21 protein-coding genes and 1 pseudogene are annotated in these 25,463 nt (G+C 34.7%); 2 read left to right on the forward strand and 20 right to left on the reverse strand.

Features of this window, described 5'->3' with window-relative positions; translation table 11 throughout:
* Positions 1-14 precede the first annotated feature (14 nt).
* The 5 genes from TMATH_RS10810 to TMATH_RS10830 form a co-directional block, all read right to left on the reverse strand.
* Positions 15-461: a PTS sugar transporter subunit IIA gene (locus tag TMATH_RS10810; RefSeq protein ID WP_041591725.1), complete on the reverse strand. Its 447-nt coding sequence runs from the start codon at positions 459-461 to the stop codon at positions 15-17.
* A gap of 5 nt (positions 462-466) precedes the next feature.
* Positions 467-1,399, reverse strand: coding sequence for a 1-phosphofructokinase (gene pfkB / locus TMATH_RS10815; RefSeq protein ID WP_003870455.1), 933 nt, complete (start codon positions 1,397-1,399; stop codon positions 467-469).
* Positions 1,365-2,195, reverse strand: a complete 831-nt coding sequence (locus tag TMATH_RS10820; protein ID WP_013150973.1) for a DeoR/GlpR family DNA-binding transcription regulator — start codon at positions 2,193-2,195, stop codon at positions 1,365-1,367. The genes pfkB and TMATH_RS10820 overlap by 35 nt, the downstream gene beginning before the upstream one ends.
* 170 nt (positions 2,196-2,365) lie before the next feature.
* Positions 2,366-4,765 (reverse strand): S-layer homology domain-containing protein, encoded by a 2,400-nt coding sequence (locus TMATH_RS10825; RefSeq protein WP_013150974.1) that lies wholly within the window; start codon positions 4,763-4,765, stop codon positions 2,366-2,368.
* Positions 4,766-4,978: 213 nt separating this feature from the next.
* Positions 4,979-6,565, reverse strand: a complete 1,587-nt coding sequence (locus TMATH_RS10830) for a DUF4127 family protein (RefSeq protein ID WP_013150975.1) — start codon at positions 6,563-6,565, stop codon at positions 4,979-4,981.
* Positions 6,566-6,822: 257 nt separating this feature from the next.
* Here TMATH_RS10830 and TMATH_RS10835 point away from each other — a divergent pair, with 257 nt between their 5' ends.
* Entirely contained in the window at positions 6,823-8,256 is a 1,434-nt protein-coding gene (locus TMATH_RS10835; protein WP_013150976.1) for an S-layer homology domain-containing protein, read from the forward strand.
* Between the two features lie 22 nt (positions 8,257-8,278).
* Here the strand turns inward: TMATH_RS10835 and TMATH_RS10840 are convergent, their stop codons facing one another.
* The 4 genes from TMATH_RS10840 to TMATH_RS10855 form a co-directional block, all read right to left on the reverse strand.
* Complete coding sequence (locus tag TMATH_RS10840) at positions 8,279-10,249, reverse strand: stalk domain-containing protein (RefSeq protein ID WP_013150977.1); 1,971 nt, start codon at positions 10,247-10,249, stop codon at positions 8,279-8,281.
* Positions 10,250-10,328: 79 nt separating this feature from the next.
* On the reverse strand, positions 10,329-10,742 hold the full coding sequence (locus TMATH_RS10845; RefSeq protein ID WP_003870461.1) for a putative toxin-antitoxin system toxin component, PIN family: 414 nt from the start codon (positions 10,740-10,742) through the stop codon (positions 10,329-10,331).
* Positions 10,730-11,011 (reverse strand): type II toxin-antitoxin system Phd/YefM family antitoxin, encoded by a 282-nt coding sequence (locus TMATH_RS10850; protein WP_003870462.1) that lies wholly within the window; start codon positions 11,009-11,011, stop codon positions 10,730-10,732. Before TMATH_RS10850 ends, TMATH_RS10845 begins: the two co-directional genes overlap by 13 nt.
* Before the next feature lie 105 nt (positions 11,012-11,116).
* The gene (locus tag TMATH_RS10855) at positions 11,117-12,718 is read right to left on the reverse strand and encodes a CTP synthase (protein WP_013150978.1); all 1,602 of its coding nucleotides are present in this window, start codon (positions 12,716-12,718) and stop codon (positions 11,117-11,119) included.
* Between the two features lie 356 nt (positions 12,719-13,074).
* Here TMATH_RS10855 and TMATH_RS10860 point away from each other — a divergent pair, with 356 nt between their 5' ends.
* A complete protein-coding gene (locus tag TMATH_RS10860; protein WP_013150979.1) occupies positions 13,075-13,893 on the forward strand; it encodes a histidinol-phosphatase in 819 nt (272 codons plus the stop codon).
* Between the two features lie 194 nt (positions 13,894-14,087).
* Here the strand turns inward: TMATH_RS10860 and TMATH_RS10865 are convergent, their stop codons facing one another.
* From TMATH_RS10865 to TMATH_RS10900, 11 genes and pseudogenes are all read right to left on the reverse strand, one after another.
* Positions 14,088-16,577, reverse strand: a complete 2,490-nt coding sequence (locus tag TMATH_RS10865) for an MBL fold metallo-hydrolase (protein WP_013150980.1) — start codon at positions 16,575-16,577, stop codon at positions 14,088-14,090.
* A 137-nt stretch (positions 16,578-16,714) separates the two neighbouring features.
* Positions 16,715-16,897 (reverse strand): hypothetical protein, encoded by a 183-nt coding sequence (locus TMATH_RS11955; RefSeq protein WP_232192577.1) that lies wholly within the window; start codon positions 16,895-16,897, stop codon positions 16,715-16,717.
* Positions 16,848-16,979: a DUF2281 domain-containing protein gene (locus TMATH_RS12285; protein WP_013150982.1), complete on the reverse strand. Its 132-nt coding sequence runs from the start codon at positions 16,977-16,979 to the stop codon at positions 16,848-16,850. The genes TMATH_RS11955 and TMATH_RS12285 overlap by 50 nt, the downstream gene beginning before the upstream one ends.
* 73 nt (positions 16,980-17,052) lie before the next feature.
* Positions 17,053-18,654, reverse strand: a complete 1,602-nt coding sequence (serA, locus tag TMATH_RS10870) for a phosphoglycerate dehydrogenase (protein WP_013150983.1) — start codon at positions 18,652-18,654, stop codon at positions 17,053-17,055.
* A gap of 3 nt (positions 18,655-18,657) precedes the next feature.
* Complete coding sequence (locus tag TMATH_RS10875; protein ID WP_013150984.1) at positions 18,658-19,746, reverse strand: pyridoxal-phosphate-dependent aminotransferase family protein; 1,089 nt, start codon at positions 19,744-19,746, stop codon at positions 18,658-18,660.
* 195 nt (positions 19,747-19,941) lie between these two features.
* A pseudogene (locus TMATH_RS12520) lies at positions 19,942-20,109 on the reverse strand (hypothetical protein); the annotation flags it as partial.
* 13 nt (positions 20,110-20,122) lie between these two features.
* Positions 20,123-21,493 carry a S41 family peptidase gene (locus TMATH_RS10880; RefSeq protein ID WP_013150985.1) on the reverse strand — a complete coding sequence of 457 codons (1,371 nt, stop codon included), beginning with the start codon at positions 21,491-21,493 and terminating at the stop codon, positions 20,123-20,125.
* An 89-nt stretch (positions 21,494-21,582) separates the two neighbouring features.
* Positions 21,583-22,509, reverse strand: coding sequence for a homoserine kinase (gene thrB / locus TMATH_RS10885; protein ID WP_013150986.1), 927 nt, complete (start codon positions 22,507-22,509; stop codon positions 21,583-21,585).
* Entirely contained in the window at positions 22,502-23,554 is a 1,053-nt protein-coding gene (thrC, locus tag TMATH_RS10890) for a threonine synthase (RefSeq protein ID WP_012996169.1), read from the reverse strand. Before thrC ends, thrB begins: the two co-directional genes overlap by 8 nt.
* Before the next feature lie 2 nt (positions 23,555-23,556).
* The gene (locus TMATH_RS10895; protein ID WP_013150987.1) at positions 23,557-24,813 is read right to left on the reverse strand and encodes a homoserine dehydrogenase; all 1,257 of its coding nucleotides are present in this window, start codon (positions 24,811-24,813) and stop codon (positions 23,557-23,559) included.
* Between the two features lie 12 nt (positions 24,814-24,825).
* Positions 24,826-25,266 (reverse strand): ACT domain-containing protein, encoded by a 441-nt coding sequence (locus tag TMATH_RS10900; protein WP_012996171.1) that lies wholly within the window; start codon positions 25,264-25,266, stop codon positions 24,826-24,828.
* Positions 25,267-25,463: the final 197 nt, after the last annotated feature.

Genomic DNA, 25,463 nt, shown 5'->3' on the forward strand with positions numbered 1-25,463 from the left:
CCCCTTTCTAAAAATTATTTTCTAAAAGCGTTTATGACTTCCTCAGGTGTCGAAGCTTTTTCTAACTCCTTTCTCACCTCCTTATGCATTAAAGACCTTGAAAGCTCAGCCAAAACTTTAAGGTGCAGCTCATCAGAGTTGTCTGGCACAGCAATTAAGAAAAATAAATGTGCCCGTTTACCATCCATTGAGTTATAATCAATCCCTTCACGAGATTTGCCAAATACAATTGAGACCTTTTTTATCAGACTACTTTTACCATGCGGTATTGCCACCCCATAGCCTATACCTGTAGAAAACTCTTCTTCTCTTCTTTTCACCACTTCTAAAAAGCCTTCTTCATCATCTACAACTTCATTTTCTTTTAAAACACTCACTAACTCTTCCAACACTCCATTTTTGTCCTTTGCCTTTAGGTCAAAAACCATCATTTTTTCGTTCAATACATCTTTTATTTCCATTTCCCTCACCTTTCTATCCTCTCTATTTCAATCTTATCCTTTAATATATTTACCTCCTCAAGAGTGCCTGCTCTTGTGCCTTCTTTCATGACAACGGAGGTAGATAAAGCTGCTGCTATTTTTATTGTCTCCTCAATCGGAAGTCCTTTGTATATTCCATGGGCAAAGCCTGCAACAAAGGCATCTCCTGCCCCAACTGTCCCTTTTACTTCAACTTTTACTGGCATTACCCTATATATCCCTTCCTTTGTTATCACAACACTGCCGCGGCCTCCCATAGAAATCGCAACTATTTCTATGCCTGAATCCTTCAGCTTTTTCCCTTCTTCAATAACCTCTTCTAAACTTTCAAGCTTTTTGCCTACTGCATCTTCTAACTCCTGCACATTAGGTTTTATCATGTAAGGCTTTTCTTCTATGCCGTATAAAAGCGCTTCTTTGTCAGCATCAAGAATTATTTTTAAATCACCGCTTTTTACTTCTCTAATTATGTCTTTGTAAAAAGTCTTTGGCACTCCTTGTGGTAAACTTCCTGAAAGCACAAGCACTTTTGACTCTTTAGCATATTTACATATACTTTTTTTAAGTAGCTCTATTTCTTCTTCGCTTACATGAGGGCCATATTCATTCAAATCAGTAACTTCCATCCTTGAAATATCAGAAATCTTTATATTTGTCCTCGTCTCATTTTTTATTTTCACAAAGTCAGTTTTTATGCCTTCATCTTCCAAAGAATCGATTATATATTTAGCATTAGGTCCTATAAATCCGAGAGCAATAACATCGTCTCCAAAATTTTTAAGGTTTTTAGCGACATTTATACCTTTTCCCCCAGCGTCTACTCTTGATCGAATTACCCTATTTACATAACCAAGTTTCAAATCCTCAACAATTATTGTCCTGTCAATTGCTGGATTCGCCGTTACCGTCGTTATCATTATTTTCATCCTTTCCAAAGCTTACTATATCTATATTTGCCTGTTCATATTTTCTCACTATCTCATAATCAACCTCATCATCTGTTATTATTGCCGTAATGTCCTTTATATCTGCAAATTTAACAAAAGATTTTTTCCCAAATTTAGTGTGGTCTGCTACTATATAAACTTCACTTGCCACATCACACATGGCCTTTTTTGTATTGGCCTCAATTAAGTCTGGAGTCATAAGCCCATCCTCAAAAGATATAGCATTTGTGCCTATAAAAGCCTTATCCACTTTAAACTGTCTTATCACCATTTCAGCAATAGGACCAACTAAAGCCTTAGTCCTCCACCTCTGTATACCCCCTGTCACAATAAGCTCAATATCCTCGTGTTTTGAAAGTTCTATAGCAATAAGAGGTGAATTTGTGACAACAGTAAGTTTCATATTTTTTAGATTTCGCGCTATCTCAAGAGTAGTCGTACCAGCATCTAAAATTATAGAATCTCCTTCTTCTATCATTGAAGCAGCAATTTTACCTATCTTCCTTTTTGCCTCAAGTTCTACATCTTCTTTTTCAAAAAATGCAGGCTCATAATGAGTGCCAGCATTCAATATCGCACCACCGTGAGTCCTCTGTATGAAACCCTTTTCCTCCAGTACATGCAAATCTCTTCTTATTGTAGATTCAGAAACATTAAAGAGTTTGCTAAGCTCAGAAACACTGATACTTTTATCCTTACTTATAATTTCCGCAATCTTTAAGCGTCTCTCCTCACCAAACATTCTATCAGATATACTCATATTCATTCACATCCATTCAATATTATCCCGCTCAAATGTGATTGATTTTGCTCAATTTTGATTATATATTATCATTTTTGTTTTGTCAATAGGCAAAAAAATAAAACAGGCAATGCCTGTTTGAGAGAAAATAAAAGAGTCCCCCAAGGAGGAGGACTCATTATGGTTGTTTGATGTTATTTTATGACTATTACTGCTATTCTACCTGTTGAATCCTTGTACAGGTCAACTGTAGTACCCGCTGCAAGATCGCCAAGTTGTGCTAATACATAGTTACCGCTGCTGTCTTTTGTTACAACTGTCACATTTGGACTTAATGCAAAGGTGCCTTTGTCAGTTGTAATGCCATATACATTGTAGCTATTAACTTTGGCATCTTGTACATCAGCAGAGGCTTTAGACGCAAAGCTGACAATAACATTATTGCTGTCAAGACCTATAGCAGCCGCTCCTGTAGAAGGTGTAGGTGTCAAGTTAACTTTTGTTGTGTATGTTTGCTCTGAACCATTCACTAATACATTTAGCTTGTACTGAGTATTACCACTGCCAAGGTCTATTGTTGTCACTCCTGTTACATATCCGTATACTGTTGATGATACGCTTTGCTCAGCTGTTAAGCTGCTTTCATTGAGGTATATAGCTTTAACATAGCCATATTGATCAGCAACTAACTGCTTTACATTTAATGTATCTTTTGTTATGTCTGACAATTTAACTGTTGAGTAGCTATCATCAGTAGAATTGTAATTAAATATTACAGTATTGTTTGTCATATAGTAAGTTGTTCCACTTACTGTTAAGACATGTGTATCTTTATTGTAAGCAGCAGAAGCATTAATTGCTACTACATTGTCAGTATCGGCTGTCTTCGGACTATTGATAGCTGTAACAACATTGTTTGAATCAATTGAGTAAGTTATTATGTCATTTGTTCCATAGGTAGTGCTTGTAACAGTTGTGGAATATACATTTACTTTTCCATCAGCAGTTAATAGTTTTACTTTGCCGTTATTCCATACGTCGTTCGCATTAAATGCAAGCAATACTGCATAATTTGCTGTAGCTTGTTTGCCTATAAATCCAATGATATTGCCATCTTTGTCAAGAACAAAAGTACCTTCTTGACCAACTGTAGCTTTTGCACCACTTGCATTACCGTTAATGTATTGAGCTACTGTATAATCTTTATCGCCGATTGTTGCGGTTGTTGTACTTCCATCATATGCAACTTTTGTTATCTTTCCTTCTACTTTGTTTCTTACAACAAGAAGTGTAACTTTCGAACCGTCTATTGTTGAAGCATAGTATACAACATCACCAGCTTTAATATCTGTCAAGCTAGTAACTGATCCAGTAACCACAACAGTCTTTACCGGATCTCCAGCTATTCTATAGCTGCTATTATAAACATTGTTAACATTGAGGAACTTGTCAGTTGATTTTACATCAGCTGTAACAACAACAGAAGCTTTGTAAGCACCTGTAATAACCGCATAATCATATTTACCGTCGTTATTTGTATCTGTCAATGCTACATTCGCACCATCATATACTTTAGTTGCTACCTGATCCAATGTTGTTTTTCCACCGTTATAAATTACAGTTACATTAGCAGGAGTATCAATATCTACAACTTTACTTCCATCATTATATACACTATTTGATACTACGTTAAAGCTCTTTGCTGTAAATGTTTTGTCTGTAGATACTACATCAACTGATACAGGGTCTCCACCTTTTATTGAATAAACATCTACAACTTTACCAAGGTATTTGTTAAAATCAACAGTACCAGCATTTATAGTTGTGGCAGCTTTAAATGTAATTACGCCATCTGAATTTACATCTTTGATTCCTTGAACCAAAACTTTACCTTGGGCAACATTGCTGTCAACGTCAGGGGTTGCAACTACAAGATATCTTGTAACATCTGCAACTTTTGATATAAGTTTGTTTCCTAATACAGGATTACCATTTGTATCATAGGATGTTACTATTTGCTGATCTAATGCTTTATCCATTATTAAAGCCAGGTCTCCACGAGTTACAACATCATTGTAAGCACGATTTAAACCTGCTGTCAATCCAAGATCTTGGGCCTTTGCAACAACGCCATATGGCCATGAGAGATTCTTATAGCCAAGGGCATTGAGCATGAAGCCAAGAGCTTGTGCATATGTTACTTTTCCTTCTGGGTCAAACATGCCATTGCCTACACCATGTGTAAGGCCAAGTTTAGCTGCTAAGTTGATGTCACCAACTGCCCAATAATTCTTTGAAACATCTTTGAAGGCTGGTGTATCATTCTTAGCCATTTCAGCTAAATTTCTGTAGCCAGATAATCTGTTTACGAAAACAGTCATCATGGCTCTTGTAACTGGCTGATCTACGCCATATGTGCCGTCTGTATTACCATTTGTAATGTTTAGAGCATACAGACGAGCCACTGCTGATGCATAAGGTGCATCATCTTTCACATCGGTGAACGGTGTCGTTGCAGCAAAACCTACTGCCATCGCGCTGAACACCAATGCGAATGTAAGAACCACTGCTATTAACTTTTTGAGGTTCTTCATACAGTCAATCCTCCTCCTTGTATTTGTATTTTAATTTTTATATTTTTTGTTTTGAAAGGCATAATGCCTTTCAAAAATTTTTTACCTATGTAAGTACATTTTAGAGCATGTAGTATGTTTTGGATAAACAACCTGATTATATTATAGCATCAGGTATTTAATGAGTCAATAAATGTTACCAATTTGTAATATTTCTGTAATATTAATTTAACATTACGAACCCTGTTGTAATATTATTTTAGGTAAAACTTCTATTTCAAACATTCTGTTCCAAGGGTATCTCACTTTCACTTCTATGTCTTTTATGCCAACAGAACTATTTCCCGCCTTTACTAGTTCTCCAATATATTTTCCCTTTATTGTATTAATAAGGGGCTTCATCTTTATTGAAAGTTCTTCATCTGCAGTTTTTTTGTCTATGTTATCTTTTGCCATGTGGTTTGACTCTGCCCATTTGTACATTTTATTTCTTACATCAGCTTGATAGGCAAAGTCGTCCGCATAACGTATAAAGGAGAAAGCTATAAAACTTTTTATAGCATCTTCTTCTTTGTAAGAAGGAAGTATGCTTTTGTCAAGGACCATTTTTAAAGACATTTCAGATATAACTGTCCCTATTGCGTTGCTGGGAGTATTCCAGCCCGCATAGAGAAAGCTTAAGGGATTCAAGTCAAAGAGCAGGTCGATTAATTTTTTATCCGCCATATTAACATATGCAACATCTGCTATTCCGAAAATTTGTCCTTTATTTTTATATTTTTGTATGTCGTTTTTTATTCCTAAATTTTCATGTGTATGGACATACAATATACATTCGCCACTTGAATCGGTTTTTCCTCCTATAAAATTAATTTTTTCTTCCACAATTTTCTTAAGGTCTGCTCCTTCATAAGGCAAAATAACTTTATCAGGGTCTTTTACGTCATAAACGACATTAAAACGAGGAATTTGCTTGTAGTACTCATTTGCAAGCCTTGCCGTTATCTCCATGCCAATTTCATCAGCGCCATGGAGTACGTATACTTTATTCGATATTTGCTGTGTTTTCGCATATTGGTTAAGTTTTCGCGCCACCATATTTGACATGCTAAACTTCTGTGTGTCGTCAATGCCTATTACTAGTGTTTTTATATATCCTTCTTTTGTCCAATCAATGAGCTTCTCATTTATTCCTTTATTTAACTCAAAAAGTTCAATGTACTTAGTAAGCACATCAGGTGGTATGCTTTTTTTTATTTTTTCAAGCCTGGTTTTATCCTTTTCTTGGTTAAAAAGGTCAACTTTATCAGATAACTCTGAAAATTCTTTTAGTCTGTCACTGTATTTTACATACTGGTAGTCGGAAAATTGTGTAGGCGTAAGGCGAGGTATTATTGAAAATATGATTATATTTTTGTTTTCATTCTCTGTCAAAAATTTATAAAGGAGCGAAAGTCTTTCTTCATAATCTTTATAGTTTTTGATATCACGGGATGCTATAAGGCCTCCATTCAAATACTGTTGCAGTGATATTACTACAGCATAAACGTTACTTCTAGGAATAACCTCATTAAGCCATTCATTAAGCCCTTCAAAGTTTCCCGGCTTTGTGTAGTCATCAAGTACATTTTGTGGAGGCAAAATCAAGTTTTTCCCCCACATATTTGTCAGAAGGCTTACATTTTGGGTATTTACAGGCCGGCTGTCAAGAGGAATAAAAATTATGTCGTCTTTTGGCATTGTAAATTTTTCATTGTAAGTAGAAGCTGGCAAGGAAAATATACATAAAGTCAGTACAAACCACAAAGCTTTTTTAAACATATCCTTCTCCTGCTTGTCTTTTTGTATAAATTATACCATAACAAAAGGGAATTTTCATTTTATTATTAATCTTTTTTTGGGCTTCGGGATTCTTCTAAGTGCTTCACACTCCTTATAATTACATAAAAAGAAAACTTGGCTTAGAATTACAAATATTTCTTTTATAAAAAATTTAATGTTTTGTTAACTTTTTTGTAACATATTTGTGATAATTATGTGATATATTTATGATAAATTTGTGTGAGAGGTTGGAAAACATGAGTAAAAAAGCGTTAATCATCCTTACAATCATGGTAACAATCGTACTTGCTGTATCAATTCCAGTGCTACATTCAAAGGCACAATCTAAAAAGCCATTTGTGCCTGTTTTAATGTACCATCACCTTCAAAAAGAAGGTACATTTGATTCTAAAAAGTATGGGGGTGTAATAATTGACCCAGAAAGATTTGAAAAGCAAATGCTTTACCTTAAAGCGGCAGGATATCATACTATAACTTTAGAACAGCTCAGAGATTTTGTACTGTACAACAAGCCTTTGCCACCAAAACCTATTGTAATAACTTTTGATGACGGATATTTAAGCAATTACACGTATGCATATCCTATACTTAAAAAATTAGGAATGAAAGCTGAAATAAATATTATAGTAAGTTATGTGCCAGATGAAGTAAACAAGCAAAAACCCGAAGTTGTTATACCGCATTTTACGTGGCAACAAGCAAAAGAAATGGCAGACAGCGGAGTAATAGAGATTGAGAGTCACACATATGACCTCCACGGTTACAGGTCAAATGATTTTAAGAAAATCCCAATGGTAATGGGACCTGTAATCATTGATGGACATCTTGAAACAATGGAACAGTATAAAGAAAGGCTTTATCTAGATTTCTTGCGCTCACGAGAAATAATTAAAGAAAAAATAGGTAAAGCGCCTATATGTTTAGCATATCCTTTTGGTTCGGGAAATAAAATAAGCGACGAGATAGCAAAAAAAGTAGGTTTTGAAATGGCATTTGGCATTAAAGAAGGAGTAAATTATTATGGCGATAATATTATGAAGTTAAAACGAATTACTGTGAGGGATTCCGATACAGGTCAAGACATTGTTGAAAAAATAAACAAGTTAAGTAGGGATACAGGGTTTATTCCTTTTTGGGATATTAAAAATATGTGGTCTGAAAAGAATATACTTAGTTCGGTAATAAAAGGGATTTTTGCAGGATATGAAGACGGATCTTTTAGGCCAAACAAAATTATATCTAGAGCGGAATTTGCTTCTTTGATAGATAGAGCATTTTTAAAAGATAAACCGGTATTGCAGCAAGAAATTTCCTTCAAAGATGTTTCTCAAAATGCATGGTACTATAAACCTATTGCAAATATAGTAAATAATGGAATTATGAAAGGATACGAGGATAACACTTTTAAACCTCATAATCCCATAACGCGAGAAGAAGCCATTAGCGTTCTTATGAAATTTTATGAGCCAAAAGAGAATGTTGATTTTGTTATTTTTGATCCTGCAGACAAAAATGACATCTCATCATGGGCATATGATTTCATTAAAAAAGCTTATGAGAATAATTTAATAGCTGGTACAAATATAGATGGTAAAATATACATTTATCCTAAAAAGCCTTTGACCCGAGAAGAAGCAGCAGTACTATTAGATAAAATAGTGAAGGAGTAGCGAAAAAGCCACTCCTTCATTTTTAATAATTAGCAAATACGTCTTTTAGTTCATCATTTAGTGTATTCCAAGTATATATTGAATATCCAACTGCATCTTTTGAAGCATCAAGAGCACCCCTTAATTCGTCTACAGATGGAAGTCCATAGCCGTCATCATAACCGTGCAAAATGACTTCTATGTTGACGTTGTTTCCTGCTAAAAATTGTACTTTTTTAATGGAATCAGATACAAAATTTTTTGCATCATCATAGGTGTAGTTTGCGCTTGATACGTGCCAGTAGTCCATTAAAGCAATTGCATCAAAATATTTTGCCATTGTAGCATAAGGGTAGTTGGGCCTGTATTGGGGCGGATAAGTGATCGCGATAAAAGGCATTCCTGCAGGTAAATTTTTTAAAGTTTGTGTTGCATAGTCTTCTACCATCTTTGAAGCTGTAACTGGATCTTTTTGAGGCAATTCTTCTATATCTGCAGCAATCCCATCTACGCGATAACCATTTGGGGTAACATAATTGGCAACTTGAGCCGTCAAAGATGCATCATATGTGGTGTCTTTCAAGTCTGTGTACAGCCATGCTATGACCTTTATTCCAGCTCTATGTGCAGCAGGAAGCAAGTCATCCAGCCATTTTTTCCATTTGTCTGGAAATCCCGCTTTTGATGTAGCAACTTCAAGGTAAATATGAGTTACTCTGGCATTTACAAAGCGGCTTAAATCATTTGCAGTAGGCATCGTAGAATATATACTGTACCATACTCCTTTTCCTGCATAGGGTAAAGACGTAAGAGCTTGGCCGATATTTCCTCTTGAAGATTGACTGCCACCAGCTGTCAGCGTCCTTCTATCGGAAAGATTATCAGAAGTATCACTCGTTATTTGATTAGGATTGTTATATGCAATTGTAAGCCATCCTGCAATCCAGCCTACTACTCCATTTTGAAGTTTGACTTTATACCAATCGCCTGATTTGTCAATTACACTTAATATGTCCCCGTTATTGACCTGCGTTATAATGTCATACTGTGTACCTGGGCCTGTCCGTATATTTACTACATCAGCGTTTACCATTAAAGAGGAAGGTAGAGTTGTAATAATCGGTTGTATGTTAATTATCAATTTGCCATCCTGTTGCGCTACGGAATACTCAGCATCACTGCTCAAGGTAATAATTACTCTCACCGTGTTAGGAGTAAGCTGTGTCGGAATAACACCTTTTACAACTTTATCATCAAGGGCAAATCCATATACTCCATTTTTTAAAACTGCATTGTTTAGATCTACAAAAATTGCGTCCTTATTTGGCGATTTTGAAATGTTATAGTTAGAATCTTGAGTTAAAATAATTACACTTCTTGCATCATTCATATTAGTAAATCCTATACTATCTACAGTATACGGTTTGACAGAGGTATCTTGTGTATTTTGATTTGTGGAAGTATTGTTTAAATTAGATTGGGAAGTCTTGGTAGTATTTGAAATTTGATCACTCAATTTTGCAGAAGCAATTTGCGTGTCTGTCCCTGTTTTACTGTCTATATACACAGTGTTTGTATTTTCGTCCCAATTGACGTTATTTTTGAAAGCTTCACTTATAAATCGCAATGGGACATATGTATAGCCATAGTTTACAAGTTTAACAGATGAGTCAAGTTTTACAGGCTTATCATTTACATAGGCAGTGTCTTTGTAAAAATAGAGGACGATTTTATCTCCATCGTAAGTAATCCACACTTTAGTGCTGTCATAACCTATTTGCGCCCCCATTTTTTCTGAAATAAACCTTACTGGCACAAATACATGATTGTCAATCATGAGGGGCTTCATATTCGGATTTTGTTTTACCCCGTCTATGATGATATTTATAGATGGGTAATTGTAGGAGATGTTTTTTCCGTCGATGTTATAAGTTTCAGCCGCATATGCAAATGTTCCACTGTAAATTAGAAAAATTAATAAAAAAATAAACAGATACTTTCCCTTTCTTCCCATCGGTCCCCTCCTCTTTTGTTTTTTATAACTTTTGAGTTTTATTTTATTACATTTATATTACAGGTATATTTCAGAGCGATTACAATATGGTTACAAATCCTTCTGCTTTTACTATTTTAATATTTTTATACTCTTTAAGTTGAAGCAAATGATTGTCACCTGTGACTATGAAGTCACAACTTCCTTCTAAAGCACACTCTAAGAAAATATTATCTTTTGGGTCTTCTTTTATAACCTCTATTTTTTGTTTTGGATATACAAATAAAACCCAATCAAAAGATAAAAGCCTATTTAGCAAGTCAAGTCTTTTCTCAATAGTGCCAAAAACAGCAAACTTATCTCGTGTCAACACATCAGCATATTCTTCCACAATTTCTTTACTTACTACCGGGTTAAATTTATTTAAGACCCAGTAATCAATAACTTTTGCAGGATAGCTTTTTTTGCTAATAAAAGCTGAAATTAAAACATTAGTATCAATTACTGCCCGCATTTTCGTGCTTCCTCTATCTCTTTTTGTACGTCTTCTTCAGATAAGCCTGCTGTTTCGGCTTTACTTCTAAATTCGTTTAAAATTTGCATAATCTCTAATTGTTTTGCCTTCTTTTCAAGTTCTTTTAATTGATTGTACATAGAATAACTTATTATAACTCCTTTGGGTTCAGATCGAGAAGAAACTATTATCACATCGCCTTTTTCTACTTTTTCTAAATATTCACCCAATTTGGGCCTTAATTTGTCTACTCCAATGACTTCTTCCATTTGTTTTCACCTCCAGATTAATTTTAAAATTAATTTCTAGATATATTATAGCTTTTTTGTTCATAACTATCAAGTAAAATTTAAGGGCTGGATATTCACCAGCCCTTATTCCTTGTCTTTTAACATTGCTCCTATAAAATCTCTAAACAATGGATGAGGTTTTAAAGGTCTTGACTTGAATTCTGGGTGGAATTGGGATGCCACAAAATAAGGATGGTCTTTTAATTCTATCATTTCAACCAACCTCTCATCAGGAGAAAGACCTGAAAGCACAAGGCCTTTTGAGGTTAAAAGCTCCCGATATTGGTTATTGAATTCGTACCTATGTCTATGTCTTTCATAAATTAATTCGTCTTTATAGGCTTCATAAGCTTTTGTTCCTTCAATTACTTTACAAGGATACACTCCCAATCTCATTGTGCCGCCTTTTTCATCTATGTCTTTTTGTTCAGGCATGAGGTCTATTACAGGATGGGAAGTATCCGGGTCAAACTCTGTAGAATTAGCTCCTTTTAGTCCTGCTACATTTCTTGCAAATTCTATTACAGCGCATTGCATACCAAGACACAATCCGAGGTAAGGAATTTTGTTTTCCCTTGCATACTGGATGGCCCTTATTTTGCCTTCAATGCCTCTATCACCAAATCCTCCAGGCACTAATATGCCATCTACTCCTTTTAAAAGCATCTCTACTGTCTCATTATTCACATGCTCCGCATTCACCCATCTTATGTTAACAGCGGCACTATGATAAACTCCTGCGTGCTTTAATGCTTCTACAACGCTTATATAAGCATCGTGTAAGTCAACGTATTTTCCCACCAGAGCTACTTCTACCTGTTTTGTGGGGTTCTTTTCTCTTTCTACGTATTCTCTCCATTGTTTTAAATCCGATTGACCAAGAGGCAAATTTAATCTTTTTAACACATATTCATCTACTTTTTGTCTTTCGAATTCCAATGGTACTTCATAAATTGATTCTACGTCTCTATTTTCTATAACCGCTTCTACATTTACATTGCAAAAAAGGGCAATTTTTTCTTTTAAGTCCTGCGTTAGAGAAAGTTCTGTTCTGCATACAATCATATCTGGTTGAATACCTATAGAGCGTAATTCTTTGACACTGTGTTGGGTAGGTTTTGTTTTTAATTCCCCTGTCTTTCCAAGATGAGGTACTAATGTGACATGAATAAACATAACATTTTCTTTACCTTGTTCAATTGCTACTTGTCTTATAGCTTCAAGGAAAGGAAGGCTTTCTATGTCTCCTACTGTTCCGCCAATTTCCGTTATTACCACATCTACATTTTTTTCTTTTGCAACTCTGTATACTCTTTCTTTAATTTCGTTTGTTATATGGGGGATCACTTGTACTGTGGCGCCGAGATAATCCCCTTTTCTCTCTTTTGTAATGACAGACCAGTACACTTTACCTGCTGTTACATTGCTACTTTTGGTAAGGTTAGTGTCTATAAATCTTTCATAATGCCCAAGGTCTAAGTCTGTCTCCGCCCCATCTTCTGTAACAAAAACTTCACCATGTTGGTATGGACTCATAGTACCTGGGTCTATGTTTATATAAGGGTCAAATTTTTGAATAGCAACTGATAGGCCGCGACTTTTTAAAAGCCTTCCCAATGATGCAGCAGTTATTCCTTTGCCAAGAGAGGATACAACTCCTCCTGTTACAAAAATATATTTTGTCATTTTCTCACCTCTTAAGTGTATTATCGTTTTTTTAGACTAATTTTTAATGGTTTTTAACACATAAAAAAATCTCTATTTTGGAAAAATAGAGACTCGTACCCCTTTAAGTTTAGATGGATTTTGTTGAATTTTTACAATACCGCCAGTACATAAAAACACCTCGTAAAAAATAAATACTTATTTATTATATAGGATTTTGAAGTGATTGTAAAGAGGATAAAGCATCTCACCTCACAAATTAAATCAATCACTTTAAATTATTATAACACAAATTGCATTAGTTTTCGCAAAATATTATAATGTTGTAAGATATTAAAATCTTAAACCTTTATCTTATTGAAAAAAGGAGGAAAAATATGGCTGCAGATTATCACGTCCACATAGAAAACGGCCCTTATACTATAGAATGGCTTAAAAAGTTTATAGATTCTGGTTTAAGTAAAGGTCTAGTTGAGATTGGCATTTCTGAACACGGACATAGATTTAAAGAAGGATATAGCGCTTATAAAAGTGACGGTTTCAGAGGCAAATGGATAAAAGATTATATGGATCAAAGCATTTCTGACTATGTTGAACTTATAAAGGAAGCAAAAGCAATGGGACTGCCTGTTAAATTAGGTATAGAAGCAGACTACTTCCCAGGAAATGAAAAGGAAATAAAGGAATTTTTAGAGCCTTATCCATGGGATTATGTGATAGGCTCTGTTCATTGGATTGAAGATTGGGGTATAGACCTTGAAGAATCTATAGAAGAATGGAAAACAAGAGATGTTGATTCGGTTTATCTCGAATATTTTAATATAATTGAAAAAATGGCTAAAACAGGCTTATTTGATATTATAGGACACATTGACCTTGTGAAAATTTTTGGATTTAGGGCAAAGCCTTACACTTTTGATAAAATAAGACGAAATATTAAGGAAATCTCTAAAGCAGGTATAGTAATTGAAGTTTCTACGGCAGGGCTTAGAAAACCCGTAGGAGAAATCTATCCTTCAAAAGAAATAATGGGAATGATCAAGGAATATAATATACCGATTGTAGTAAATTCTGACGCTCATAATCCTTACGATGTGGCAAGAGATTTTGACAAAGCTTATGCTTATGTAAAATCATACGGGATAAACACTCTTTATTATTTTGAGGGAAAAAAAAGAACACCTTATAATATTTGAAGGAGCAGGAAAGTTTGCTCCTCAGTTTGTAGGCAAAGTCAAAAATTTTTTGAAGAAGATATTTTGCATCGTAGCTCCGATGTTCCAAAGCGACAAAACTAAACGGGCACAACTTCCGGCTTTTTAATATATCACTTTGAGGCAAAGCACAGCAAAACTAGCAGTATAGATATCTGAAAAATATCACAAAAATTTTACAGCATTTCTACTTTAAACCCTGTTAAATAGTATAGCTTCTCATTAATTTCTTCTAGCGTTTCTTTCTCGATAGGAGAAGAAGTTACAATTTTTACAATCATGTTGTCTACATATATACTGGGATTTTTCTTTAAAAGAATCCCTTTTTCTTCAAAAAGATTTTTAACTATGTTTATTATTTCAAATTGATTGCAACTGTTGCTTATCCCTATAGGCCATCTTGTCTTTTCTGACAGTTTTTTAATCAGTTCTGTGTACTTTTCACCCACTACTTTTGATATAAATGAAAGCTCAATATACTTAGAACCATCCGAGGATGTCTTTATGCTTTTTTTGTAAATTTTATGTGGAAATTTTGAGAATTCTTCATCAATTATTTTCAAAGCTTTATTTTGCTCCATTCTATCTTCAAAATCGCTATTTGCTATAATAATTTCTTTCTTCTCATTTGGAATTTTCTTTTCATCATTTGCAATTAATAAAGTTAAGCCTGTTTCACTATAAAACTTGTCTTTAACTAGCTCTAAATCATTAATTTTTCCTTCTATCTTTACTATAACTTTCTTTTCCATGTTTATATATGAAACTTTTTTTATTAAAACTTCTTTAGGAAGTATTTTTGACAAAATGCTGTTTATTGCTGAAATATTGATATTTTTGTTAAGCTCTATTTTCCAACCTGTTTTCTCTTCAAATTCTTTAAATTTTTCAGAGTATTTTTCTCTTGCTACATCGGGAAAATTGAAATATAAAAGAGCTATTTTTTCTTCAAACCTTGCACCTTTTTTATACAACCCCGATTCAGGGCCAAAATATTCATCTACGAGGGAAAGCATTTGATTTAGCTCCATTACTTCCTCTTTTTGAAGATTTTTCAATTCATCTTCAGTTACTGCATGATACAAAAACATCCGTTTTTTATCAGGTTTAAAGTATATAGTATTGTTTAGTAATTCTTTCAAGTTTTCAGCGTTAACACCTTTTCCCCAAATTTGTGCTATTTCTTCAAGAGATAATGCCTGTTTTACACCTATTTTTTCAACTATAAATCGCCATAAATCCTTTATATTTTCTTGAGTCAACGCACAATTTTGGTTCATAGAAGGATAAGGCTGTTTCTCAATTTGCTTTCTTGGATTTTTTATGTCAATTTCATAGATGTCACCATTTGAAGGTATGTATACTTCTGACTTTAAGTCTTTTTGAACTTCTTTTCCGAGAAAATTTATTATTTCCGGATCTCCATGAACAAGGAATATTTTTTTAGGGTAAAGACTATTAGCAAGTGCTAGTATTTCTCCCATGTCAGCATGAGCTGACAGGCCAAATTTGTCAATACTTGCATTTATCAATATTTCTTTATCGTCAATTTTAATTTTTCTGTTTTCAGGGCTTTCTTCCATGATATCTAACAATCGTCGGCCGGGAGATTCTTCATCTTGATAGCCAGTTATGGCAATTAAATTTTTTTCATCCTGTGCAAGTTTCTCAACATACCACTGACTTGGGCCTCCGGTTATCATACCTGAACTTGATAGGATTACACATGATTCTTTTATAATCTCTTCTCTCATTTCAGGCTTTTCAACTTCTATAACATTATCATCAAAAAATATATCATTACCCTTGAAAATTTTTTTAGCAAGGTTTTGCCTTAAATAATTGGGATTTAATTTATAAACCCTGCATACTTCTCTCACCATGCCATCAACATATACTTTTGTTTTTAATAGCCCTTTGTTTATTGCTTTCTTCAAAATAAGTATAATTTCTTGGGCTCTTCCCAGTGCAAATGCAGGTATTATAACTTTTCCACCTTCGTTTATTATAGAAGATACTTTTTCAATAAGCCTCGTTTCTTCTAATTCCCTGTTGGCATGCAGCTTGTCTCCATATGTAGATTCAAATATTGCTACATCCGGTCTCAATTTAGGTATAAAAGCTCCTTCTATGGTATTCTGCCTAAATCCAGAAAAATCGCCTGAATAAAAAATGCTTCCTTCTGCTGAGGTAATATAAACTGAGGCTGCGCCTAATATGTGGCCTGCAGGATATAGTGTAACTTTTATTTGCGAATCGGGAAAAGGCGTAAAAGTATATCCCGGTGTATAACAAAGTACCCTATCTAACATATCTTTGACGTGGTTTTCGGCATAAATAGGTATTTCACTTTCTCTCTCCATTATTTTTAAGCTGTCGTATAGCAATACTCTTGTTAGGTCTTTTGTAGCATGAGTCATATATATTTTAGCTTGGGGATACATTCTTGATATAATAGGTAATGCACCTGTATGATCCAAGTGGGCATGACTTACTATTATGGCATCAACACCGCCATGCTCTTGAATCAAACGAAAATCAGGAAGATTATCCTTTGTAGATGACATACGTATTCCGCAATCGAGTAATATGTTTTTACCATCAAGATTAATGAGATAACATGAAGCACCTACTTCATTAGCTCCTCCAGAAAATATAGCTTTCATAAAAACCACCTTTTTGAGTTTATTTTGCTAAAGTAAAAGGAGCAAGGAAAACTTGCTCCTTTTTTCATTTATATATACCCCCTCTTATACTAAAAGCTCTTACTCTAATAACAAAATCTACGTTGTAAATCTCAATTTTATATTCCATTGTCCTCTATCCTTAATGCCTTTTTTGCTTCTTCTAAAGTTATATATTCTCCTTCGCTTTCTTTTAACAATTTTTCCTCTCCATAGGTCATTTGTTCTACTTCTAAAGCTTTCTCCCAATCTCTAAATTTTTTTATAAGCTCTTTCTTTTTTCTCTTTAAGATACTCAGCAAAGTCAATCACTTCAGCAATTTCTTTCTCCGGTAAAAAATCTGTAATTTCATTTAACTTTTTTATTACGCTACTATTTTGCATTTTTATTACCCTAATAAAATTTACTTGTATATATTATATCATCTTTATAATATTCTGACAACAATCTTTATTTCTATATTAACCCCTTTACAGCTCTTGCTTTTATTATACTATTTAATTTATTTAGCGACTCTACCGCCTCATCAGGAATTTCTTTGTCCGTACTTACAATCATAAGGGCAGTTCCATCATTTTTATTGGGGCTTACTTGCATAGTTGAGATGTTTATGCCAAAGTCTCCTAATACATTCCCAATATGACCTATAACCCCTGGTACGTCTTTATTCTTAACAAATAGCATGTTTTCTGTAGGCTCAAAATTTACTTTATGGTCCATATACTCTACAATTCTTATTTCTTCTCCATATGTGGTTCCAGCAAATTGTGTGGTTTTGCCATGAGTGTCTGTAATCTTGAGAATGATAAGGCTTGAATAGTGGTCTATTTCTTCGATTTTTCCTTCTACAATCTCTATTCCCATTTCTTTTGCCCTTAATTTTGCATTTACAACACTTACATCCTCTTCTAATACAGGCTTTAAAAAGCCTTTAAGTGCATAAAGAGTGACAATTTCTGTATTAGTTCTAGAAATCTCTCCTCTATATATCACTTCAACTAATCTAACAGGAGTTTCATTTATTTGATAATAAAGTGCTCCCATGGCCTCGGCTAATCTCATATATGGTTTAAGCTGTGAAAATTCATCGGATTTTACACCTGGTAAATTTACTATGTTTCCGTACAAATTGCCGTTTAAAGCCGAAATTACTTCTTGAGCAATTGATATGCCTATGTTTTCTTGCGCTTCATAAGTCGAAGCTCCAAGGTGAAGAGTAAAGACAACATTTGGCAGTTCAAGAAGAGGATTGTGAAAATCTTGTCGTTCTACATTATATTTGGGCTCTACTTCAAGAACATCCAAACCTGCTGCCGCTACAATGCCCTCTTTTATGGCATTGTAAAGTGCCTTTTCATCAATAATGCCTCCTCTAGCAGCATTTACTATTCTAACTCCTTTTTTCATCTTTTTAAATTCTTTTTCCCCAATCATTTTTTTTGTCTCTTCCGTTTTTGGGAGATGGATTGTTATAAAGTCTGATTGCTGAAGTAATTCATCCAAAGTAACTTTTTCTACTCCGTATTTTTCAAAACGACTATCAGGCATATAAGGATCGTAAGCAATTACTCTCATGTTGAATGCTGCCAGCCTTGCAGCAACAAGGGAACCGATTCGACCAAAACCTATTATACCTACAGTTTTACCATTTAGTTCAACGCCTTTGAATTTATCCCTTCTAAAGTCTCCATTAAGGCCAGCATGATATGCCTGTGGTATATTTCTGGCTATAGCCAGCATAAGACCAACGGTCAATTCCGCTGCAGCAACGATATTCCCAGTAGGAGTATTTACAACAAGGATTCCTTTTTCGGTAGCTGATGACACATCAATGTTGTCAACCCCATTTCCCGCACGACCTATTACCTTTAACTTCTCGCCTTTTTCGATGAGTTCTCTATCCACTTTTGTAGCACTTCTAACAATAATAGCATCATAATTTTTAATAATTCCTAAAAGCTCTTCTCTCGAGATATTAGTTTTCACATCTACTTCAGCGTGTTTTTTAAGATACTCAATCCCACTTTCTGATATTTTTTCTGTGACAATTATCTTCAAGATTTATCCCTCCTTATCTATTGCATCTTTCAACGCCTCAAGGGTTTTAGTAAGCATTTTTTCAGTAACATAACCCATATGGCCTATTCTTATAATTTTCCCTTTTAAAGGTCCTTGCCCTCCTGTTATTAATACCCCATGTTTTTCTTTCATGTGGCTTATAATTTCTGATGCTTTGTATTTTTCAGGAACTTTTATAGCAGTTATTAAATCAGAAGCTATCTTTTCTTCCGGCAGCAGCTCTAATCCCAGGCTCTTTATGTATTCTCTCACTCTTTTTCCATAGTCAGCTTGCCGCTTGTATACATTATCCAATCCCAATTCCAAAAGCATATTTGTCGCTTTTGCTACAGCCATTATTGTGGAAACAGCAGGAGTAGCAGGAGTATCGGGGTTGGGCTTTAAAACGCCTTCTCTTGCTTTTTTCAAGCTAAAATAATATTTTGGAAGATTAGAAGTTTCAGCCATTTTCCATGCTCTTTCACTCAAAGCAACAAAGCTAAGTCCAGGTGGCGACATCAGGCACTTTTGAGAACAGGTTATTACTGCATCAATACCCCACTCGTCCATTTCAAGGGGTATACCACCTAACGAGCTTACAGCATCAACGACAATTGCTACCCCGTATTTATTAGCAATTTTTGCAATTTCTTTTACGTTATTTGTAACTCCTGTGGAAGTTTCATTATGGGTAACTAAAAGGGCTTTGTAATTGCCATTTTTTAATTTATCTTCTAATACGTCAAGGTCTACGGCGTTTCCCCAGCCAAAGTCTTGAAGTTCTGCATCAAGGCCATAAGCTCTTGCTATATCATAAAATCTTTCTCCAAAATAACCTATACTGGCGACTAATACTTTATCTCCCGTGGAAAAAAGATTTGCAATGACAGCTTCCATTCCACCTGTTCCTGATGAGGTCAACGTGATAACTTCATTTTTAGTTTTAAATATTTCTTTTAAATTTTTATTGAGATTAGAAAATAATTCATAAAAATCTTCCGTTCTATGGTGTAAAGGCTGTGCACCCGCAACTTTTTTTACATCTTCCGGCACCATTGTAGGCCCTGGTGTCATCAATATCATTTCTTTCATTTTATCACTCCTTGTTACTAGATGTATATTTAATATGATAAATCAATAAAGTAAAAAATGCAATAGTAAAAAATACATTTGTCCACGTAAAATGTACATTGTTAAAAAAATATCGATTACTGATATGCAAAAATAAAATTTTATTGTCTTAAAAGATAAAAATTACTCCAAAAAAAGACTCCTTAAGATAAAACCTTAAGGAGCCTTTTGCATTTGTCCTGTAGCAGACACGGTTACAACATTTGGCAAAGATGCCGGTGCATAAAATATTCCATATTTTTCATTTGCAAATTCTGTAACTTCTTTTCTATTTCCAGCATCTAAACTGTCATTTCCAGCAGACGTAACGATTAGTGCACCTTTCTTTTCAGCATATTTAGCTGTTTAATACTTTTATTGCCTTATCTAATTGATTATCCTTATTATTTAATTCTTCGAGCATTTTAACCATTGCATCGTATGTGTTTTTATCAAAAACCCCTGTTGGAGTCAACCCCGCTTTTTTTTGTAGCTTTTTTACAGCGTTTGCTGTTTTAGGGCCAAAAATGCCATCTTCTGGGCCAGCATTAAATTTCAAGATATTTAAATGTTTCTGTATAATTTTTACATCATTTCCTTTGGAACCTACCTTTAACGTACCGTTAAATTTAATCGAAGGAGTATATTGAGTACTTGCCACATATATATCTGGTTTCAAGCCTTGCTTGTCAATATATCTGCCTGAAGGGAGCTTATACCTTGCAATCGTAAGTTTAAAGCCACTTCCATCCGGCAGTGGCACTACCGATTGGACAGTTCCTTTTCCAAAAGATTTTTCTCCCACTAATATACCTACTTTTGTATCTTGTATGGCTCCTGCTAATATTTCAGCTGCAGAAGCAGTATTGCCATTGATTAAAACTGCTAATCTGTACTTAGGATTGTTAAGATAAGAATAATATACTTCATCCTCTCCATCCTTTTTCTCTACAGTCACCACAACCCCTTTTGGAACAAAGAAGTTTGCAACGGTTACCACCTCTGTTAATAAGCCGCCAGGATTATCCCGCAAATCGAGGATTATTTTATTTACATTGTTTTTGTCCATGTAAAGTAATGCTTTTGTTATACTAGATGTAGTATTCTCATTGAATTCTTGTATTTTTATGTATCCAACTCCCTGGATTATTTTATAGGAAACTGGGTTGACTCGAATTATTTGCCTTGTAAGTTCAAATTCTCTTGTTGCCCCTCCTACGTCAAACGTAACCTTTACTTTTGTGCCTTCCTCCCCTATTATCATATTTACTACATCGTTTATATTCATCCCCTCAATGCTTTTGTCGTTTACTGCTTTTAAGATATAGCCACTTTTGATTCCAGCTTTTTCAGCAGGCGAACCTTCTAAAACAGAAATTACAACAATTTTTCCGTCCTTTTCTGCCAAGACCATTCCTGTCCCACTAAAAGTTCCATAAGTATTTTTAGTAAAATCTTTGAACTCTTCTTTTGTAAAATATGTACTGTACTCATCAAGGCTTGAAAAAATTCCTTTTAAAGCCGCTTCTTTAAGTTGCTCATACGTCACATCTTCTACGTAGTTATCTTTTATATACTTCATTATAGAACCAATGTCCGCAAGGTTATCATATAATTGCTGGTCTTCTTGAATCTGTGTTGAGGTCTCAGAAAAAGCAGGAACTGGAATAGCAAAAACAACACTTATTACAAGGATAAATGTCAAAAATAGCGACAAGAATTTCTTCACAATATATACCTCCATCCCTAAAAAGTTATAATTTCTTTCTTTCCTGTTAGTTTAATTATATCACAATGCATCCAAAATTAAAGGTTTCCCTATACTGATAGAGAAACCTTTGAAACTTGAGCACCATTGTTTTCACAATGGAGTTTGTATACTCTGTAATCAATTCCCATATAAGTATACACACTTCCCACACTTTCCACTACTTTATCTGCTTTATCTTCTGGGCAAATAGCCATAATTGTAGGACCTGCTCCACTTAGAAAAGCAGAATAAGCTCCTGCTTCTAAAGATTTTTCAAAACAGGCATACATTTCAGGTATAAGTTTAGATCGATATTTTTGATGGAGCATATCTTGACTAGCAATTTTTAACAAATCGTACCTTCCGCTAAACAAAGCAGCTGTCAAAAGAGAAGACCTACCTGTATTGAATACAGCATCTTTAAAGTCTATTTTTGGTGGTAATATATTTCTTGCTATCTCCGTCTTTAAAACTTTCTTTGGAGTAAAAGCAATAAACGTTAAATCATTTTCTAATTCTTTTTTTACATAATAAGTATTTACTCCATCAAAAACTGTTACATTTAGTCCTCCATTTAGAGCAGGACCTACGTTGTCAGCGTGTCCTTCCATGGAAGCTGCAAGGTTTAAAATCTCCTTATGGGTTAAAATACCCCCTGCAAGTTCATTTGCCGCCAACATCCCGCCAATTATCGCTGCAGCACTACTTCCAAGACCGCTACCTATAGGAATGCCATTTTTTATCTCTATTTTTAAGCCTTTATATTGTGTTTCTGTTTTTTCAAAAATTATTTTAGCCGCTTTATAAACAAGGTTATTCTCTGTCGTCTCTATTTCTTTATAGTCCTCTCCTGAAACTTCAATAATAAGCCCTTTTTCTATAAATCCCATAGAAACTTCTGTGTACAAATTTAGTGCTACTCCTATGCAGTCAAAACCAGGTCCCAAATTTGCTGAAGAAGCAGGAATTCTCACCTGCACCATATCGCTATCCATACAAAACTTCCTCCAATGCTTTTAGATTTGCCTCTATCGTTTTTATCTCTCCTCCTAATTTAACAGCTGTATCTGGATCTTTTAAGCCATTTCCAGTTAACACACAAACAACAGACTCTCCTTCTTTAAAAAATCCTTCCTTGTATTTTTTTATAACCCCTGCAATAGAAGCTGCTGAAGCAGGCTCTGCAAAAATGCCCTCCTTTTTAGCTAAAAGGTTATAAGCTTCTAGTATTTCTTCATCTGTAACTTTGTCAATAAGTCCACCCGACTCATCCCTTGCAGCAACTGCCTTTCGCCAGCTGGCAGGGTTGCCTATTCGTATAGCTGTTGCAATAGTCTCTGGGTTTTCAATTACTCTGTTTTCAACTATAGGCGCAGCCCCAGCAGCCTGAAAACCTAACATTTTAGGAAGTCTCGTTATTTTTTTGGCATTATAATATTCTTTAAAGCCCATCCAATAGGCAGTAATATTCCCCGCATTTCCAACAGGGAGGGCAACGTAAGAGGGTGCATCTTTGAGTTCATCACATATTTCAAAAGAAGCCGTCTTTTGTCCTTCTAATCTATAAGGATTTATGGAATTCACCAAAGTTATGGGAAATTTTTTCGAAATTTCTCTAACCAATTTTAAGGCATCATCAAAGTTTCCATTTATGGCAATGACTTTAGCACCATAAGCAATTGCTTGAGCAAGCTTTCCTAAGGCAATTTTGCCACCAGGTATGAGTACGATGCTTTTAAGACCTGCTTTTGCTGCATAGGCAGCTGCAGAAGCAGAAGTATTTCCTGTTGAAGCACACACGACTGCATTAGAGCCCTCTTCTTTTGCCTGCGATACTGCTACAGTCATACCCCTGTCTTTAAAAGAACCTGTTGGGTTTAACCCTTCATATTTCAGATATATTTTTATGCCTGGAAAAAGTTTTTGAAGATTTATAGCCTCATAAAGAGGTGTATTGCCTTCTTTTAAAGTAACTATGTTTTCCTCTTTTATTTTAGGTAAAAATTCTCTATAAGCTTTTATTAGTCCTTGCCACTTCACTATTATTCCTCCTCTACTCTTATGACGCTTTCTATGCTTTCTACTTCTTTCATGTTTTGTATTTCATCTAAAGCTTCAAACACCTTCCCTGTATTCGCAATATGAGTAATCAAAACAATCTCTGCAGTATCTTTCAAAACCCCTTTTTGCACCACCGATAAAAGACTTATCCCTTTGTCTCCTAATATTCCAGTAATTTTGCTCATTACACCAGGTTTATCAATGGCTATGAGTCTTATATAATATTTGGATGCAGTATCCACAACAGGAAGAAGGTCCGCATCCTCGCAGCCATTTTGAATTACAATGTGGTTTTTCACATCCATTATGTCTGCAACAACCGCACTAGCAGTAGGCATCATACCCGCTCCTTGCCCATAAAACATGACTTCACCTACCGCATTTCCGTCAACTAAAATAGCGTTAAAGACTCCATTTACGCTGCTTAAAGGATTGTCTTTTTTTATCATAACAGGATGTACCCATGCTTCTAATCGCTCGTTTTCGTCAATTTTTGCATAAGCTATGAGTTTTACATGGTACCCCAATTCTTCGGCATATTTTATGTCAGATTTAGAAATGGACTTTATACCTTTTGTGTAAATTTTTTCAGGCAAAATGAATTTGTTAAATGCTAAAGTGCAGAGTATAGCAAGTTTTCTTGCCGCATCGAAACCTTCCACGTCATCTGTGGGGTCTGCTTCTGCATAACCTTTTTGCTGAGCCTCTTTTAAAGCTTCTTCAAAGTCTAAACCTTTTTCTTTCATTTCTGTCAATATATAATTTGTAGTTCCATTTAATATTCCTTTGATTTCGTATATTTTATTCGCCGCAAGACATTGTTTTAATGGCCTGATAATTGGAATGCCTCCACCAACTGATGCCTCATAGAGAAGATTTACTTTATTTTCAGTTGCAAGTTTTATTAGCTCTTTCCCGTGAACTGCTATAACTTCTTTGTTAGCAGTGACGACATGCTTGCCTTTCTTAAGGGCTTTTATGATATATTCCAAAGCAGGATGTTCTTTCCCCATCACCTCAACCACTACATCTATTTCTTCATCTTCTAAAATGTCGTTTGCATCAAAAGTTATTTTCCCTTCTGCAAAGGATGTCCTTTTTTTATTAGGGTCTTTTACAAGTATCTTCTTTATCTCAATTTTTTCCCCCAACTTTTTTTCAATGTTTTTACCGTTTTGGTTTATTAAATGAACTACGCCTGTTCCAACTGTGCCAAGCCCCATTAGTCCTATTTTCATTCTCAATCCCTCTCATTCTCCCAAAATTTCTATCTTCCTAACTCCGTTTTGACTAGACAATTTTTCAAGAAAATTTTCTAAGCTCATTTCCATGTACTGGGTGTCAACAGAAATTGTCACATTGGCTACACCCATAGAAGGCATACTTTGATTTATGGTGACAACATTGCCCCTTGCTTTTGCTACCACATCCAAAATAGAAGAAAGCACACCTGGCATATGGTCTAACAGCATAGATAAAGTTATGATTTTCCCTTTGCTAAATTTAGAAAAGGGAAAGACATAATCTCTATACTTGTAAAAAGCACTTCGAGAAATACCTACTTGTTTTACTGCTTCATTGATAGTTCTCACTTTACCTGATTCTAATAATTCTTTTACTTTTAAAGTTTTTTTAAGAGAATCCGAAAGGATTTCCTCTCTTATTATATAAAGTTTACTATCTTCCCCCACAATTTCACCTCCTATTGTTCTTTTTGAATAGACAATATTCCATATATGATATACATTTTATCACATTAAATTATAAAAATCAATAGGAGGTCACGTTTACTAGAAAAAAGCCATTGACAGAAAATAGATATATACTCTATAATTGTTTATAAAATTACGTGCTTCTCTCATTTTTTTAAAACGGTTCTTTAAGATAT

The sequence above is a fragment of the Thermoanaerobacter mathranii subsp. mathranii str. A3 genome (genome assembly GCF_000092965.1).
Lineage (GTDB): Bacteria > Bacillota > Thermoanaerobacteria > Thermoanaerobacterales > Thermoanaerobacteraceae > Thermoanaerobacter > Thermoanaerobacter thermocopriae.

Coding starts and splice junctions, on each gene's coding strand:
- TMATH_RS10810 (WP_041591725.1), bottom strand. CDS start 461: ATGGAAATAAAAGATGTATTGAACGAAAAAATGATGGTTTTTGACCTA.
- pfkB (WP_003870455.1), bottom strand. CDS start 1,399: ATGATAACGACGGTAACGGCGAATCCAGCAATTGACAGGACAATAATT.
- TMATH_RS10820 (WP_013150973.1), bottom strand. CDS start 2,195: ATGAATATGAGTATATCTGATAGAATGTTTGGTGAGGAGAGACGCTTA.
- TMATH_RS10825 (WP_013150974.1), bottom strand. CDS start 4,765: ATGAAGAACCTCAAAAAGTTAATAGCAGTGGTTCTTACATTCGCATTG.
- TMATH_RS10830 (WP_013150975.1), bottom strand. CDS start 6,565: ATGTTTAAAAAAGCTTTGTGGTTTGTACTGACTTTATGTATATTTTCC.
- TMATH_RS10835 (WP_013150976.1), top strand. CDS start 6,823: ATGAGTAAAAAAGCGTTAATCATCCTTACAATCATGGTAACAATCGTA.
- TMATH_RS10840 (WP_013150977.1), bottom strand. CDS start 10,249: ATGGGAAGAAAGGGAAAGTATCTGTTTATTTTTTTATTAATTTTTCTA.
- TMATH_RS10845 (WP_003870461.1), bottom strand. CDS start 10,742: ATGCGGGCAGTAATTGATACTAATGTTTTAATTTCAGCTTTTATTAGC.
- TMATH_RS10850 (WP_003870462.1), bottom strand. CDS start 11,011: ATGGAAGAAGTCATTGGAGTAGACAAATTAAGGCCCAAATTGGGTGAA.
- TMATH_RS10855 (WP_013150978.1), bottom strand. CDS start 12,718: ATGACAAAATATATTTTTGTAACAGGAGGAGTTGTATCCTCTCTTGGC.
- TMATH_RS10860 (WP_013150979.1), top strand. CDS start 13,075: ATGGCTGCAGATTATCACGTCCACATAGAAAACGGCCCTTATACTATA.
- TMATH_RS10865 (WP_013150980.1), bottom strand. CDS start 16,577: ATGAAAGCTATATTTTCTGGAGGAGCTAATGAAGTAGGTGCTTCATGT.
- TMATH_RS12285 (WP_013150982.1), bottom strand. CDS start 16,979: ATGCAAAATAGTAGCGTAATAAAAAAGTTAAATGAAATTACAGATTTT.
- TMATH_RS10875 (WP_013150984.1), bottom strand. CDS start 19,746: ATGAAAGAAATGATATTGATGACACCAGGGCCTACAATGGTGCCGGAA.
- thrB (WP_013150986.1), bottom strand. CDS start 22,509: ATGGATAGCGATATGGTGCAGGTGAGAATTCCTGCTTCTTCAGCAAAT.
- TMATH_RS10895 (WP_013150987.1), bottom strand. CDS start 24,813: ATGAAAATAGGACTAATGGGGCTTGGCACAGTTGGAACAGGCGTAGTT.